General features: G+C 54.8%; 13 protein-coding genes. 11 read left to right on the top strand and 2 right to left on the bottom strand.

What is annotated here, in order from left to right; translation table 11 throughout:
• Positions 1-8: 8 nt before the first annotated feature.
• From LHF31_RS02140 to LHF31_RS02090, 11 genes are all read left to right on the top strand, one after another.
• A complete protein-coding gene (locus tag LHF31_RS02140; protein WP_298002657.1) occupies positions 9-1,058 on the top strand; it encodes a glycosyltransferase in 1,050 nt (349 codons plus the stop codon).
• Positions 1,059-1,067: 9 nt separating this feature from the next.
• Positions 1,068-2,321, top strand: a complete 1,254-nt coding sequence (locus LHF31_RS02135; protein ID WP_298002654.1) for an O-antigen ligase — start codon at positions 1,068-1,070, stop codon at positions 2,319-2,321.
• Positions 2,321-3,499, top strand: coding sequence for a glycosyltransferase (locus tag LHF31_RS02130; RefSeq protein WP_298002651.1), 1,179 nt, complete (start codon positions 2,321-2,323; stop codon positions 3,497-3,499). The genes LHF31_RS02135 and LHF31_RS02130 overlap by 1 nt, the downstream gene beginning before the upstream one ends.
• Positions 3,500-3,626: 127 nt before the next feature.
• The gene (locus tag LHF31_RS02125) at positions 3,627-4,691 is read left to right on the top strand and encodes a glycosyltransferase family 4 protein (protein WP_298002648.1); all 1,065 of its coding nucleotides are present in this window, start codon (positions 3,627-3,629) and stop codon (positions 4,689-4,691) included.
• Positions 4,684-6,060 carry a phenylacetate--CoA ligase family protein gene (locus tag LHF31_RS02120; RefSeq protein WP_298002645.1) on the top strand — a complete coding sequence of 459 codons (1,377 nt, stop codon included), beginning with the start codon at positions 4,684-4,686 and terminating at the stop codon, positions 6,058-6,060. Before LHF31_RS02125 ends, LHF31_RS02120 begins: the two co-directional genes overlap by 8 nt.
• A gap of 16 nt (positions 6,061-6,076) precedes the next feature.
• Entirely contained in the window at positions 6,077-6,247 is a 171-nt protein-coding gene (locus LHF31_RS02115; protein ID WP_298002642.1) for a hypothetical protein, read from the top strand.
• Positions 6,234-6,929, top strand: a complete 696-nt coding sequence (locus tag LHF31_RS02110; RefSeq protein ID WP_298002639.1) for a class I SAM-dependent methyltransferase — start codon at positions 6,234-6,236, stop codon at positions 6,927-6,929. Before LHF31_RS02115 ends, LHF31_RS02110 begins: the two co-directional genes overlap by 14 nt.
• The gene (locus LHF31_RS02105) at positions 6,926-7,969 is read left to right on the top strand and encodes a glycosyltransferase family 2 protein (RefSeq protein WP_298002636.1); all 1,044 of its coding nucleotides are present in this window, start codon (positions 6,926-6,928) and stop codon (positions 7,967-7,969) included. Before LHF31_RS02110 ends, LHF31_RS02105 begins: the two co-directional genes overlap by 4 nt.
• 145 nt (positions 7,970-8,114) lie before the next feature.
• Complete coding sequence (locus LHF31_RS02100; protein ID WP_298002633.1) at positions 8,115-8,612, top strand: HIT domain-containing protein; 498 nt, start codon at positions 8,115-8,117, stop codon at positions 8,610-8,612.
• 134 nt (positions 8,613-8,746) lie between these two features.
• On the top strand, positions 8,747-9,808 hold the full coding sequence (locus tag LHF31_RS02095) for a helix-turn-helix transcriptional regulator (RefSeq protein WP_298002630.1): 1,062 nt from the start codon (positions 8,747-8,749) through the stop codon (positions 9,806-9,808).
• Positions 9,809-9,814: 6 nt separating this feature from the next.
• Positions 9,815-11,104, top strand: coding sequence for an MFS transporter (locus LHF31_RS02090; protein WP_298002626.1), 1,290 nt, complete (start codon positions 9,815-9,817; stop codon positions 11,102-11,104).
• Here the strand turns inward: LHF31_RS02090 and LHF31_RS02085 are convergent.
• Together LHF31_RS02085 and LHF31_RS02080 are read right to left on the bottom strand one after the other, a co-directional pair.
• The gene (locus tag LHF31_RS02085) at positions 11,101-12,588 is read right to left on the bottom strand and encodes an alpha-N-arabinofuranosidase (protein WP_298002623.1); all 1,488 of its coding nucleotides are present in this window, start codon (positions 12,586-12,588) and stop codon (positions 11,101-11,103) included. The genes LHF31_RS02090 and LHF31_RS02085 overlap by 4 nt on opposite strands.
• A gap of 27 nt (positions 12,589-12,615) precedes the next feature.
• Positions 12,616-14,490: a CHAT domain-containing protein gene (locus LHF31_RS02080; RefSeq protein ID WP_298002620.1), complete on the bottom strand. Its 1,875-nt coding sequence runs from the start codon at positions 14,488-14,490 to the stop codon at positions 12,616-12,618.
• Positions 14,491-14,497 lie beyond the last annotated feature (7 nt).

Raw genomic sequence — 14,497 nt, 5'->3', positions numbered from 1 at the left:
GTTATTCTATGTTTTCAAACTATGCTCTCTGTATTTGTACATATCGACGGGTTCACTTACTTCAACAACTTTTACAGGATTTGCTTCGGCAGATTTTGCCCGATGTGTTGATTATTGTTGATGGTGACCCGAACCCCACAAAAGTTTTTGATATGCTTTCTAAATGGAAAGCCAGTGCACCTTTCCCTGTATATTATGTTCCTTCCAATCATCCCAATCTTGCTTACCAGCGCTACCTAGGGTGGCGGGTAGCAAAAGACCAGGGGGTGCCGTTTCTTCTTTATCTGGATGATGACCTGAGAATTGAACAGCCCGATGCGGTTGAGAAGATGCTTGCCCCCTTATTCAGCGACCCAGGCGTGGTGGCAGTGACAGCCAGAATTGTTATGGGAAAAGGTCATTCAGAGCAATCCAATAAAGGCGGCAGAAGCCTTTTTCACCCGGTTTACCCGTCTCGCAAATTCCTTACCGGTGCGCTCACCCCCGCCGGGGATCGCAAGTTGCCACCAGAGGATGGGAAGGATTACCACAATGTGGAATGGTTGCGAGGAGGAGCCATGGCATTTCGCATGAACGCTCTATTGCCGGATTGTTTCTCGGAGGATTTATTTGCCCTGACCCATATCGGTTGTGGTATGGGAGAAGATACCTTTCTTGCAAGGCGAGTGCTTCGGTATGGCAAACTGCTTTACGCTTCGTGTGCCGTATTTCTGCACCCTGGAGAAGATACCCCAAAGGCATATCCTGTAGATCCGTATAAAAAAGCCCGGGCTGTAGCCTACAGCCGGCGTTTGTTGAATAATATTTATCGGGGAGATTCATCTCCTCAAATATCCGATCGCTTGTATCTTTTACGCAGTTACCTGTTTAATGCAGTATGGTTATGGGCAAAAGCCATTACAGGGTTTAGGTTGTATCGCGTTCAGTATGCTCTGGGGTACACAGTTGGGGCAGTGCGGGGAATTTTTCAGAACCCAACATCACAGGTGCTGACCCCACACATAGACTGGTGGGCAGAAGCTGAACAGGCTCTCGCTCAGGCTCAAAAAATGGGGTAGCGGCATCTGGTGAAACGTTCTTTATCGCAATTTTCACTGTCTCTCTTCACCCTGATCTGCGCTTATGTTGCCATTCCCCTGTGGGATGTGCCTCTGCTGGGATTGTCCATCTCCGCGCCGCTGTTCTTTCTGGTGGCGCTGGAGGTGTTCCTGCGACCGCAGGAGGCTTGGTTCCATCGTCATCGGCTCTGGATTGGGCTGGCAGCAGCCATCTGGGGGGGGATTTTTCTCGCCGCCACCCTCAACGGTCTGCTCAGCGGCGGCACTGATTTTGACCGGGACGGCGTTGTGGGTCTCATCCGCTATGCCTACTGGCTGGTGGTGTTTGTCATTACCGGGTATGTGGCTTCCTGTCCTGGAATGGGGGGACGTTTAATGGTGGCAATGGCACTGGGGTTGACCGGCACGGCACTCCTGCGCTGGTATGAAATTGCCACGCTGGGGAATATCGGCGCATGGACGGGGACGAAATTCTTCTCTCAGAATACCTATGGCTGGCTGTTTTCCACCTTTTCTCCATTGTTGCTGGCGTGCTTTTTTCAAGCGCGTGGCTTGCGACGCTGGGGATGGGGGATAGCCTTGCTTGCGTTGTGGAGTGTGGTGGCGATCAACGGCTCGCGTGGTTCGTGGTTTGGGTTGCTGGTAGGGTTGCTGGTTTTTCTGATCCTGCTGGTGATTGCCTACCCGCGCTATCTGGGCAGAGTGATCAGTATCCTGATGCTGGTGGGAGTGTTCCTGGTTCTGTTGCTGGCGGCTCCCGAGCAGGTGGTGGGGGCGGTCAATCAGCGCTTTGCCACCCTGCAGAAACTGGATGAGGATAAATCTTATGCCATTCGATTGTTGATGAATCAAAAGGGAATCCGCCTGTTTGCCCGGTCCCCACTGATTGGGGTAGGGGTGTACCGCTGGACCAAGGAATCGGTGCCGCTGGAGATTCCCCGTGTACTCTCATATGCACCGCAATCGCATTTTGATGTCAAATCTTCCCATAATTCGTATCTTTCTTTTCTGGCAGAAAACGGGCTGGCAGGTAGTGTTCCGTTTGTCCTTTTGCTGGGCATTCTTGTGATTCGCGGTGCCCGGGCGGTGGTACGGCTGGCGCGGCGCCGGGCGCTGTGGGGATTGGGAATGTACGCCGGTTTTATAGGGATGAGTCTGCATCTCTGGGCGCTTTCTGGATTGACCAACACGGGCACCTGGCTGATGTACGGACTGGTTGCGGCGGTCATTGAAACTTCGCAGAGGCTGGAAAGGGGGACCTGATGCGCCTTGGGTTTTATTATCACGTGCCGGCAATGAAGCAAGATGGCATCCTGTACATGCCCGGTTATCAGGGACGTTTTGTGGATTCACTGGCGTCGTTTTCTGAGAAGGTTGTTTGCTTTTTGCATGAACCTCTTCCCTCAGAAGTGACTTTGATGGATTACCCCATCCTTTCTCCTAACGTTGAGTGGGTGAATATTGGAAAGCGGTTGCCGGTACCTCTGAGGGTCTTGCTTGGTAGGCAATACGCTGCATCCCTGCGGGAGCGGCGCGATGAACTGGATGCGCTCCTTCTGCGGGGACCTTCCCCCCTGCTTCCGGCAATGGCAAGCGCTGCCGGAAAAGTGCCCATAGCCCTTCTTCTGGTTGGGGATTACCTGTCTGGCGTGGATGATTTGCCCCAGCCGCGCTGGCGAAAAGAAGCCATCCGCCTGTTTGCCCGTTGGAACTCTTCTCAGCAATTGCGGGTTGCCCGCCGCAGTCTGACTTTTGTCAATAGCCGGAAATTATATTTTGAATACAGGTCGCTGGTGCCCCGTCTGGTGGAAATCCGTACAACGACCTTACACGAAGGGGATTTCTACCGGAGGGAGGATACCTGTGCCTCTCGTCCTGTTCGACTGTTGTATGTGGGGCGTCTGGATCGTGCTAAGGGGCTGCTGGAAATGGTTGAGGCTCTGGCACAACTGGTGAAACAGGGAGAAGATGTGGTTCTGGATGTGGTGGGTGGAGAGGTGAAGGGCGACCCGGTGGTAGAAGAGATGAAGGAACAGGCACAAAGGCACGGTGTTTCGGATCGTCTGTTTCTCCATGGGCATATTCCGCTGGGCGAGAAACTGTTTGCGTATTATCGTCGGGCTGATATATTTGTGCTGGCTTCTAAATCTGATTTTGAAGGTTTTCCCCGTTCTATCTGGGAAGCCATGGCGCACAGTTTACCGGTGGTGGCAACGCGCGTGGGATCTATCCCTCACTTTATTGAGGGTGCAGCGGTTCTTATTCCACCCAATCGTCCTGACATGCTGGTGGATGCAGTTTATTCGTTGATTCATGACCCCATGCTCAGGAAAAAATGTATTTCACAAGGGTTGGAACTGGCGGAAAAGGTTACGCTGGAGTCGCAAATCCCTTTGATGGTTGAGGAAATCAAACGATGGGCTTTTCCTGGAACCGACTGAAAATTTATCTTCGATACGATTTTCCGCTCCATTTTGTTCTCTGGATTACAGACTTTTTGCCAGATAATGTAATTTTCTTGAGGCTGCGAGACTGGATGGCGTACTCCTCATGAGGTTTCTCGTCCCGATGTCCCCTCTCACTCCTGAAAAAGCCTCTTTCCCGGCCCTTTTATTCATCGGCAATTATCTCTCAGCCCGCGGTGGAACACGGGCGGTAGGCGAAGACCTTGCCGAACGCCTGCGTGCCCGCGGCTGGCAGGTGGAGGAAACCTCCCACGTTTTCAACCGCTTTCTGCGCCTGCTGGATATGCTGTTCACGGTGTGGCAGAAACGCAATGCCTGTGCGGTGGCGCTGGTAGAGGTGTACAGTGGGGCGGCTTTCCTCTGGGCGGAGGCGGTCGTTTTGTTCCTGCGGATGCTGAAGAAGCCGTTTGTGCTGGTTCTGCATGGTGGAAATCTGCCCCGTTTTGCCCGCCGCCATCCGGGGCGGATGCGGCGCCTCCTGAGCGGGGCAAAGGTAGTGGTCGCCCCTTCCCGCTACCTGCAGGAAGCCCTGCGTCCCTATCGAGAAGACATTCTGGTTATTCCCAATCCACTGGAGGTGGGGAAATATCCTTTTCGGCTGCGTTCATCGGTTTCCCCACGGTTGATCTGGCTGCGTGCGTTTCACCGCATCTATCGTCCCCAGATGGCTCCCCGCGTTCTTGCGCTTTTACGGCAATCCTTTCCGGAGATTCATCTGACCATGATTGGACCGGATAAAGGGGATGGCGCTTTACAGGAAACGCTTCAGGAGATCGAAAAGATGGGACTGCAGAACGCTGTTCGGATTGTGCCGGGTGTACCCAAACGGGAAGTGCCTGAATGGCTTTCTCAGGGGGAGATTTTTTTGAATACAACGGATGTGGATAATACCCCTGTCAGCGTACTGGAAGCCCTTGCCTGTGGTCTGTGTGTGGTCAGCACCAGTGTGGGAGGCATTCCGTATCTGCTGGATGATGGAAAAGACGCTCTGCTTGTGCCCCCCGGGGATGCGCAGGCGATGGCAGGGGCTGTGCAGCGCATTCTCACCGAACCCGGGCTGGCGGAACACCTCTCCCGCAATGCCCGCCGCAAAGCCGAACAGTTCGACTGGGACGTGGTTTTGCCCATGTGGGAAAAAGTGTTTTCGGATGTCATTTCTAATGTCTAATCTTCTTTCCTTTTACCACTCCCTGCCCTATCCGCTGCGGGTGCTGGCTGCCAGCGCTCGCGGAGCCTACCTGCGCTGGTGGCGCTATGGACCCGAGACCGAACGTCTGGTTGAAGAGGCGCTGGAACGCGAAACCTGGAGCGCCGAACGCTGGAAGGCGTGGCAGGAGGAGCGCCTGGCATGGATGCTCCACCATGCCGCCACGCAGGTGCCATACTACCGTGAACAATGGTCACACCGCCGCCGCCAGGGCGATCGCGCTTCATGGGAGGTGTTGGAAAACTGGCAGGTCCTGGAGAAAAGTGAGGTAAAAAAGAACCCGAAGGCTTTTGTATCTGAGGTGCATCCTCAATTCCTGTTTGAAGACCATACAAGTGGAACGACAGGAACTCCTTTATCTGTTTATATGGATAGGGATTCATTGCATTTATGGTATGCTCTTTATGAGTGTCGAATCAGGCGCTGGAATGGGGTCTCAATTCATGATCCTTGGGGAATTATGGGAGGACAACTGGTTACCCCAGTTGAACAATACATTCCTCCTTACTGGGTTTATAACTTTTCCTTAAACCAGTTATATCTCTCTACATTTCATCTCCATTCTGACCGTGCAAAGGATTATGTGGATGCGCTTATCAAGCATAGGATTTCTCATTTAGTGGTTTATCCTTCTTCAGCAGGGCTCCTTGCTTCATTTATTTTGGATCAGGGCTTAAATCCTCCCCCTCTTAAAGTGATTATCTCAAATGCGGAGATGCTTACGCCTAGGGCACGTCAAATAATGAGTCTTGCTTTTCATTGCCCGGTGAGAAATACATATGGTATGGGAGAATATATTTTTGGGGCAAGTGAGTGCGAGTATGGAAAGATGCATATTTGGCCTGAAGCAGGGATTCTGGAGATTCTTTCAGAAAATGGAGAGATATGTCATGATAATACTGAAGGAGAATTCATTATTACAGGACTTCTCAATCCTCATATGCCTTTTATTCGCTACCGGGTTGGAGATCGCGGTTCTTTAGGTTCAGGAGAGGCATGTAGATGTGGTAGAAATTTACCTCTTTTGGGCGAAATTTATGGTCGGGCAAATGATATGATTACCCTGCCAGACGGAAGAAAAATATTTTGGATCAATCCGGTTTTTTACAATCTCCCAGTGCAGGAAGGGCAAGTTATTCAATTGGATTTATATACCTTACATGTTCGATACGTTGCTGATAAAGGGTTTTCTGATGCAACTGAAAAAGAAATTATTCACCGTTTACGTCAGCGGGTAGGTGAAGAGATGCACATTACCTTAGAAAGGGTGGATACCATTCCCCGCGGTCCCAATGGTAAGTTTCAGTCCGTGGTGTCAAAAATACATTAATGAAGAGGCATGAGTGGTGCCAACTGAGGAGTTTGGCAACGCTGATGTTGAGGATATTGTTCGCCGGGTGCAACAGCGACTGGGAAAAGAAGTCAAAGTGATGGTTGAGCCGGTACAGGAAATTCCCCGTACCCGGGCAGGAAAATTTCGCATGGTCATTTCCAGGGTGAGTGATGGACAATCCTGAGGTTGAACGTATTCGTAAGGTATATCAGGAGTATCGTGAAGCCCGGCGTCAGGTTTTGTGGCGACAGGAAAACCCGGGTAATGCGGCAATTTACCGGGAGAGGCAAAAAGCCGCTTATGAAATGCTGGGTCAGGCAGGTTTTCTTCCTCTTCAGGGGAAGAAGATTCTGGAAGTGGGCTGTGGAAGCGGGAAAGTACTTGCTGATCTTCTGGAATGGGGGGCAAATCCGTCTGATTTATACGGAGTGGACCTGCTCGTGGACCGCATTGAGGAAGCACGTGTGAGTTATCCTCAAATGCACTTTGAGTGCGTAAATGCGGAAAACCTTCCATATCCGGATGAAATGTTCGATCTGGTATTGTTCTTCACCGTATTCAGTTCTATCCTGGATGCGCAAATGCGTCAAAATGTTGCCCGGGAAGCAATCCGTGTCCTCAAGAGGGGTGGCGCTATCCTGTGGTACGACTTTCGCTACAACAATCCCACCAATCCGCACGTACGGGGGGTGAAGCGAGAGGACATTGAAGGATTGTTCCCGGGGTTTATTCTCACACTTCGAACGGTAACCCTGTTACCCCCACTGGCGCGTCGGTTTGGAAAAGCCACGCCTTTTCTATACCCGGTGTTAAGGAAGATTTCTTTTTTACGCACACATAATATTGGATTGCTGGTCAAAAAATGACCTGTAACGAATTTCCCTTTGTTTCTGTTCTCATCCCCATCCGCAATGAGGCGCGCTACATTGAGCGTTGTCTTCAGGCGGTGCTGGCGCAGGATTACCCCGCCGATCGCCTGGAAATTCTGGTGATAGATGGAAGGTCAACCGATGGGACGCGCGATCGAGTTCAACGAATCATAGACGAGCACCCTGCTCCTCCCAGTATCCGTCTTCTGGATAATCCGGGTGGAATCGTCCCGACGGGGTTGAACATCGGTATTCGTGAAGCCAGAGGGGAAATCATTGTGCGGGTGGATGGGCATACCCGAATCGCTCCCGATTATGTTCGTGAGTGTGTGATAGCGATCTTGCAGAGTGGAGCAGATAATGTGGGCGGAAGAATGGATGGACATGGAACCACTTTTTTTGGAGAAGTGGTTGCACATGTCACCAGTTCGCCGTTTGGAGTGGGTGGGGCACGTTTTCATTATTCAAATCGGGAAGAATGGGTTGACACCGTCTATATGGGGTGTTGGCGTCGAGATCATTTTCGTGCGGCGGGATTATTTGATGAAGAATTAATTCGCGATCAGGATGATGAATTCAATTATCGAACCAGAGCGATGGGGGGGAAAATATTACTCTCCCCAAGAATCCGTTCTGAATATACTGTGCGTAGTTCGCCAGGGGGTCTTTGGCGCCAGTATTTTCAATATGGCTACTGGAAGGTGCGGGTGTTGCAAAAACACCCCCGCCAGATGCGCCTGCGTCAGTTTGTGCCGCCGCTTTTTGTGCTTGCCCTTGCCGGGTCGGGGGTCATGGCGTTCATTCCGGGTGTCCGCTGGATGGCGCTGATTGTGCCGGGGGGGTATCTTCTCGCCAACCTGCTGGCATCTGTCATCACGGCATCGCGGCGGGGATGGCGGTATTTTCCCCTCCTGCCTCTCGTCTTTGCCATCCTGCACCTCAGTTATGGATTGGGCTTTCTGGTTGGATTGATCCGTTTTGCCCGTCGCTGGAAAGATCGGCGAGGGCGGGTGCCGGCGTTAGAGGGAATGCCCTGAAAAAGAAGACGGCTGAACAAGCCGTCTTTTTTCATTCCGGAGGAATGTGTTAAAATTGTACAAACCTGGTTCTGCTCTGAAGGTGCGGCGGGGTCAAGTGGGTGAGGGCAGACGGTTGGCAATTCTACAGGTACGGGGAGGTGTGATGCAAACGCTGTGGTCTCCGTGGCGAATGAGGTACATGATGGATAACAACAAAACTGAAACCTGTATTTTTTGTGATGCCTTGCGTCAGCCCGACGGGGTGGAGAATTTAATCGTCTGGCGGGGCGAAAAATCGTTTGTGATTTTGAACCGCTATCCCTATACCACCGGGCATGTAATGGTCGTACCCGTTGCCCACGTGGATTCACTGGAAAAACTGGACTCTGCCACCCGCAGTGAGATGATGGAACTGATGACCGAGATGATGATCCTCCTGCGCGATGAATACCACCCCGAAGCCTTCAACTTAGGGGCGAACATTGGCGCGGCGGCGGGCGCGGGCATCGCCGAACATGTTCATCTCCACATCGTTCCGCGCTGGCAGGGCGATACCAACTTTATGTCCACCATAGGCGAGACCCGCGTCATCCCTGAAGATTTGACAGAAACCTATCGGCGCATCCGGGTGCGGGTGGATGAACGCCTGCGCAAGCCCTGATTTCCCGATTTTCCCCCATCTCCCCCTTTTCCCCCCAGAAAATGGGGGGATTTTTTTGCGAATCCCTTGACTTTTGTTGAGAATTAGATTATTATCTAATGCGTTAGACGATTATCTAACAACCTGTGACCGCAATGCCAGCACTTCAATGGGACGAGTCCACCGCATACGATTTATTTGTCAGCCTGTATGTGCTGCACCGTCCCAATCAGTTCGGGCTCAGACCTGCCCGGGCAGCGGGGGTTCGTTCCAGGCTCCCCGCGGCACAGCGTGAGTTCCTTGAAAAAGTCCAGTCGTTCCTACCCGTTCCCCTGCACTGGTTATACCTTCAGTCGGCTGGAGCCCGCACCGCCGCAGACGCTCTCTCCGCACTGGCGCTTCTCCCCCCCGCCGAGCGCCTGCCCGCATTGACGTACTCACCGGAGCACTCACCGCAGATCATCGAAACCCTGGGCAAGATCACCCGGCGCCAGTCGTGGGTTCCAGCCGAACTGGAGGTAATCCGCAGTCACTATCAGCGCAGGGGAATTTCTTTTAACACCCAGACCCTTGAACACCTTGCTGAAGCCTGGGCGCGCCCGGCGGAATTTGGCGAAGCCTATCTGCAAGCCCTGCAAACCTATTACGAAGTCTTCTTTGCCGAAGAAGAGGAGCGCATCCGTCCCACTTTGCGCCGCGCCCTGGAGCGGGCGCAGGAACTGGCAGGCCGCCTTTCCCCCGAGGCGCTGGTGGATGAACTCTCCCGCGGGGTGCACTTTGCCGAATTCGCTTCTCTGGATGAGGTCATCCTGATCCCCTCATTCTGGACCACCCCGCTGGTCTTTTACGGGCGGGTGCGTCCCGGCAGTTTGCTGATTTTATTCGGCGCCCGCACCACCGAAGCCTGTCTTTCTCCGCAGAACATGGCCCCCGAGGTACTGGTGGATGCCCTCAAAGCACTTGCCGATCCTTCCCGCCTTGCCATTCTGCGGCTTATGGCACAATCTCCGCGTACCCCCAGCGAACTGGCGCGTTTACTGCGTCTGCGCGCTCCTACCGTGGTGCATCACCTCAACATCCTCCGCCTTGCCGGTCTGGTAGAGATCACCCTTCTACCCGGCGCCGAGCGCCGCTATGCCCTGCGCGAAGGGGCGCTTCAAACGGCGCTGGAGGCGCTGGAAGATTATCTGCATTCTCTCAATTCCCCTGAGGAGTGACCCAAGATGCAACCTCGCTTCACTCTGCGCCGCACCAGCGCAGTGTTACGCCTGTATGCTCAGCGCTTAGCCGCTTTCCAGCCCAATGCCCGCCTGTACCTGGCTTCGGTGGTGCTTTCCGGTGCGGCGATGGGCGTGTACCGTCTGCTGTTCAATTTCTACGTGCTCAGCCGGGGGTTGGATCAAGCCATTCTGGGGATGCTGGTCACCGCTTCCAGCCTCACCGCACTGCTTGCCGCTCTCCCCATGGGATATCTGGCAGATCGTCTGGGGCGCAAACCCTCGCTGATTCTGGGCTATCTGCTCACTGCCGCGACGGTTGCCCTGGTGGTCCTGGTGCCTTCGGTTTCTGTACTGCTTCTTGCCAACATCCTCATGGGGTTGGGACAGAGTTTATCCGGGGTGACCTCCGGTCCTTTCCTGATGGAAAACAGCGGGGAAGAAGAACGCACCTATCTCTTCAGTTTCAGTTCCGGCTTGATGATGGCATCTGCCTTCGTGGGGAACTGGATTGGCGGGTATCTTCCCACCTGGATGGGAGCGTTGCAGGGGGTGCCTGCCACTTCCACGGCGGCGTACGGCGCTTCTCTGCTGGTGATTGCCTTTGCCTCGCTGGGAGCCACCCTGCCGCTGACATTCCTGAAGCCCATTCGCACCAATACCCCACGTTCGGGTTTTGCTTCGCTGGCGTACATTCGCCAGAATGCCGGGCTTTTCTCCCGCCTGATTGTGCCCATGCTGGCAACGTCCATCGGGGCGGGCATGTTCATGCCCTTCATGAACGTCTTCTTCCGGCAGGTCCACCATCAGCCCGATCCGGTTATCGGCACCCTGTTTGCATGGGGGTCGCTGGCAATGGGAGCCGGTTTAATGATCGCTCCACCGCTGGCAGAACGTTACGGAAAAATCGAACTGGTGGTCATCACCCAGGCGCTGAGCATTCCGTTTCTTGCCGTGCTGGGGTTTGCGCCGTGGTTTGTGGTCAGCGCGGGGGCATATTTCATTCGTCTGGCGCTGATGAACATGAGCGGACCGGTGTATCAAACCTTCGTCATGGAGCACTGCGAGCCGCAGGCGCGCGCGACCGTTGCCAGTCTGGTAAGCATGGCAAACAATTTTGGCTGGGCATTTTCACCGATCATCAGCGGATGGCTGCAAAAACACTATGGGTTTCATCCCCCCTTCCTGATCACCCTCATCCTCTACACCCTGTCCACGTACCTTTACTGGGCGTTCTTCTGGAAAGGGCGGGAGCAAGCCCGTGAGCCTGCTCCCGCGTCTCTGCAGGGGGATTAGCCGCCGAAGGCAATCACTGTAAGGGAAAGCGGCGGCACCTTGAGAGTGGCTTTTCCGTCCTGAAGGGGCAGCATGCCGGCATCCTGCGGAACAATCGCTGTGGGATTCTCGAAGGTATTGGCTTCCTTTGGATCCTTGCCGGTCAGGCAAATCAATCGCGCCGCCGCGCCCGGCGTCCATCCCGCAAAGTGCAGGTCTACCGTTTCGGCTTCGCTCAGGCTGCGGTTGACAAGGAACAGGGTGGTGCGTCCGCTTTCCTCATCGTAACTTCCTGCGGCGTCAATCAGCGGCACCTCTCCAAACTCGCGGGTTTCCACCTGCGGCGACTGTACCAGCAAATCCAGAGATTTCCCGCTGGCGTACCGGCGGAATAACTGGAAGGGGTAGTAAATGGTCTGCCGCACCAGTCCATCCGGATGGGTGAGGATGGGGGCGATGATGTTGACCAGTTGCGCCATGCAGGCGATTTTCAGCACATGGCTGAAGCGCAGGAAGACGTTCATCCATAACGCCACCACCAGCGCATCTTCGAGGTTATAGACTTCCTCGATTAAGTGGGGCGCTTCCGTCCATTGACCGTCCACTTCCTGTGCCTTGTACCACACGTTCCACTCATCCCAGGACAGATAAACGTCGTGTCTGGAGCGTTTTCTGGCTTTGACGTAGCGCAGGGTGCCCTCTAAAGTTTGCAGGTGGTACTCAAAGAAACGGGTCAACCCCAGATAGTTCTGCGTGTCCTGATGATGATTGCCCACGTACTGGTGCAGGGAGAGGTAATCCACCTGTTCCCAGCATTCCTCCAGGGCAATGCGATCCCATTCCGGGAAGGTGGGCATGGTTGCGCCGGATGAGCCGCACAGCACCAGTTGAATGGAGGCATCCTGCCATTTCATGACCTTGGCGGTTTCCAGGGCTTTACGCGCGTATTCATGCGCTTCCAGATGACCGATTTGCCATGGTCCGTCCATCTCATTGCCAAGGCACCATACCCTGACCCCGTACGGTTCCGGATGACCGTAACGGGCGCGCAGGTCCGCGTAATACGTTCCCCGGGGCGCGTTGCAGTACTCCACCAGCGCGCCGGCTTCATCCAGCGTTCCGGTGCCCAGATTCACCCCCAGCATGGGTTGGGTATTCAGTTCCCGGCAGTACTCGATGAATTCATCCACGCCAAACTGATTGGTTTCGATGGATTTCCATGCCAGTTCGCGGCGGCGTGGACGCTGTTCTTTCGGACCAATTCCATCCATCCAGTGGTACCCGCTCAGGAAATTCCCACCCGGATAGCGGATGATGGTGGGCGCCAGTTCGCGCAGGGCTTGCAGAACATCGCGGCGGAAACCGCGTTCGTCGGCAAGCGGAGAACCGGGCTCGTAAATGCCCTGATAAATGGCGCGCCCCATGTGTTCGAGGAAACCGCCAAACAGTGTGGGTTCGATGGACCCCAGCGTACGAAGACGATCAGCAAAGATTTGGGTGGTCATAGGTACGTTGCTCCTGTAAGGAAATTTTTAACCCGCGCAAACAGCGTTGGGATGTCCAAAAACCGTGTATGCCAGTGCCGTGAGGGGGTGACCGGGCAGAATTTCCTGCCGCGCGGCGAGCGCGGACTGCCCCAGCGTTTCACCATTCAGCAGATGGCGGTACAGAGCCTGAGCAAAGGCTTTTGCACCAGAATCCTGCACCGACCAGTACGCCCCGATGAAAGCCGCCGCCCCGGCGCGGATGAACTGCTGTGCCCAGCCTCCTGTCTCGGTCAGTGCCATACCGCTCTGTCCAATCTGACAGGCATTGAGGAAAACCAGCGGGCTGGTTTTTCCAACGTTTGCCAGCGCGCCGCTTAACAACATGGGGGTGAAAGCAGGCGGTTCTTCAAGGATCATCTCAGCGCGCAGAGGATCGCCAGCGCGCATCACCCCGTGACCGCTGAAATGCCAGGCGGTGTATTCACCGGCTGTGAACGCCTGAACGAGGGGCAAAAACCGTGCCGGGAGGCGCTCTACCCGGCGCCCGTTCCCTGCCAGCAATTGCAGGAACTGCCATTCTTCTTCTGCAAAAGGTAGCCCGGAATTCAGCGGAATCACCACCCCGATCCGGCTCAGGTTCAGCATGCTCTTGAGCGAAATCCCCGGGATCCAGCGGGTCACGGCGTACGCCTGACTGAAGAACGGACCTTCCTGTACCTGCCCATGTTCTACCCCGCGCAGGGCGCATAATTCCCATGGAATCCAGGGCTCAGTGGATTGAATCAGCACGCTCTGGATGCGCTCGCGGATGCTCCACAGCAGTTGCTGTACATCGGCAGGGAAAAGGCTGGTAAAAAGCGTGGTTCCGCAGGCTTTCAACAGGGTTTGAGCGGTTTGCCGGTCGGGCAGGCGATACAGCGAATCGATCTCGCGGTAGAAGGTCTCAAAATACCGCCCCGGATCGCTCTGAAAATAAATTGGACCGAAGGTGGCAAAATTGATGCCCAGCGTCGGGTCGGCGGCGTTGACCAGCAGGGTAAAGCCCCGTTGATTGCCGTCATTTTCCTCAAGGATGACGATTTGCAAATCCGGTGCGCTCACCTGAACGGTGGGCAGACTGGTGCGTGTAGATGAGAGTGAGGCGGTTTCAGGACTTTCCGATACCGCCTGCACCTCGGTGCGCAGACTGAGATACCCCATCAGCACACCGGCGCCAAAGATCAGCACCCGTGCCTCGGCTGTGCCTTCCCGGGTGGCGCGCAGGGTAAACGTATGTTCCCAGTGCACCGGCGGCGCGGAAAGAACAAAGGATTGAGAGGCATCCCCTGTCACCTCCAGTCCGCGGCGCGCCTGCACCGTGATCTGAAGCGTTGCACCCTGCGCTGCGGAAAAGGTTAACGCCCCGGCAGATGCTTCCTGTTCGAGGGACGAAATGATCACTTCCAGAGAAATGGTTTCTCCGACTCGGGCGCTGCCGGGAAGGTCGGCGCGGGCTTGCAGGGGAATCAGCACCGGCAGGGCTTCCATCTCCCCGCCTGCTGATGTAGAGGCTTCTGCGCCGGTTTCCAAATCGTCTCTACCAGCCCGGGCAAGAGGGGGAGCAAACACCCCTGCCACTGTGCCGTGATCCAGCACAATCAACCGCTCGGGGAGTTCACGGGGAAACCCGGCAACCTCGGTGACGGTGTCGGCACGCCATTCGTGCAGGTCGAGGACGCGCTCCAGCGGGGCATCGGGCGGATAACGCTGTGCCTGAAACTCTACTTCTTCGCGGTAGAAAAGATAGTAGTACTCCTGACTGTCCTTTTGACGAAACAGCACCAGAAAATGTGCTCCGGAAGAACGCAGGATTTCCAGCCCCAGCGAAATTGGCAGGTCGCAGGAAAGCGCAACAAAATCCCGGGAAATGGGCAGTTCCATGGAACAT

The sequence above is a fragment of the Anaerolinea thermophila genome, assembly GCF_020723905.1.
GTDB lineage: Bacteria > Chloroflexota > Anaerolineae > Anaerolineales > Anaerolineaceae > Anaerolinea > Anaerolinea thermophila_A.
The sequence above is the reverse complement of the archived record's forward strand: the minus strand, read 5'-3'. Positions and strand labels throughout refer to the sequence as shown.

Coding starts and splice junctions, on each gene's coding strand:
- LHF31_RS02085 (WP_298002623.1), bottom strand. CDS start 12,588: ATGACCACCCAAATCTTTGCTGATCGTCTTCGTACGCTGGGGTCCATC.
- LHF31_RS02120 (WP_298002645.1), top strand. CDS start 4,684: ATGTCTAATCTTCTTTCCTTTTACCACTCCCTGCCCTATCCGCTGCGG.
- LHF31_RS02140 (WP_298002657.1), top strand. CDS start 9: ATGTTTTCAAACTATGCTCTCTGTATTTGTACATATCGACGGGTTCAC.
- LHF31_RS02080 (WP_298002620.1), bottom strand. CDS start 14,490: ATGGAACTGCCCATTTCCCGGGATTTTGTTGCGCTTTCCTGCGACCTG.
- LHF31_RS02090 (WP_298002626.1), top strand. CDS start 9,815: ATGCAACCTCGCTTCACTCTGCGCCGCACCAGCGCAGTGTTACGCCTG.
- LHF31_RS02110 (WP_298002639.1), top strand. CDS start 6,234: ATGGACAATCCTGAGGTTGAACGTATTCGTAAGGTATATCAGGAGTAT.
- LHF31_RS02130 (WP_298002651.1), top strand. CDS start 2,321: ATGCGCCTTGGGTTTTATTATCACGTGCCGGCAATGAAGCAAGATGGC.
- LHF31_RS02095 (WP_298002630.1), top strand. CDS start 8,747: ATGCCAGCACTTCAATGGGACGAGTCCACCGCATACGATTTATTTGTC.
- LHF31_RS02100 (WP_298002633.1), top strand. CDS start 8,115: ATGCAAACGCTGTGGTCTCCGTGGCGAATGAGGTACATGATGGATAAC.
- LHF31_RS02125 (WP_298002648.1), top strand. CDS start 3,627: ATGTCCCCTCTCACTCCTGAAAAAGCCTCTTTCCCGGCCCTTTTATTC.
- LHF31_RS02105 (WP_298002636.1), top strand. CDS start 6,926: ATGACCTGTAACGAATTTCCCTTTGTTTCTGTTCTCATCCCCATCCGC.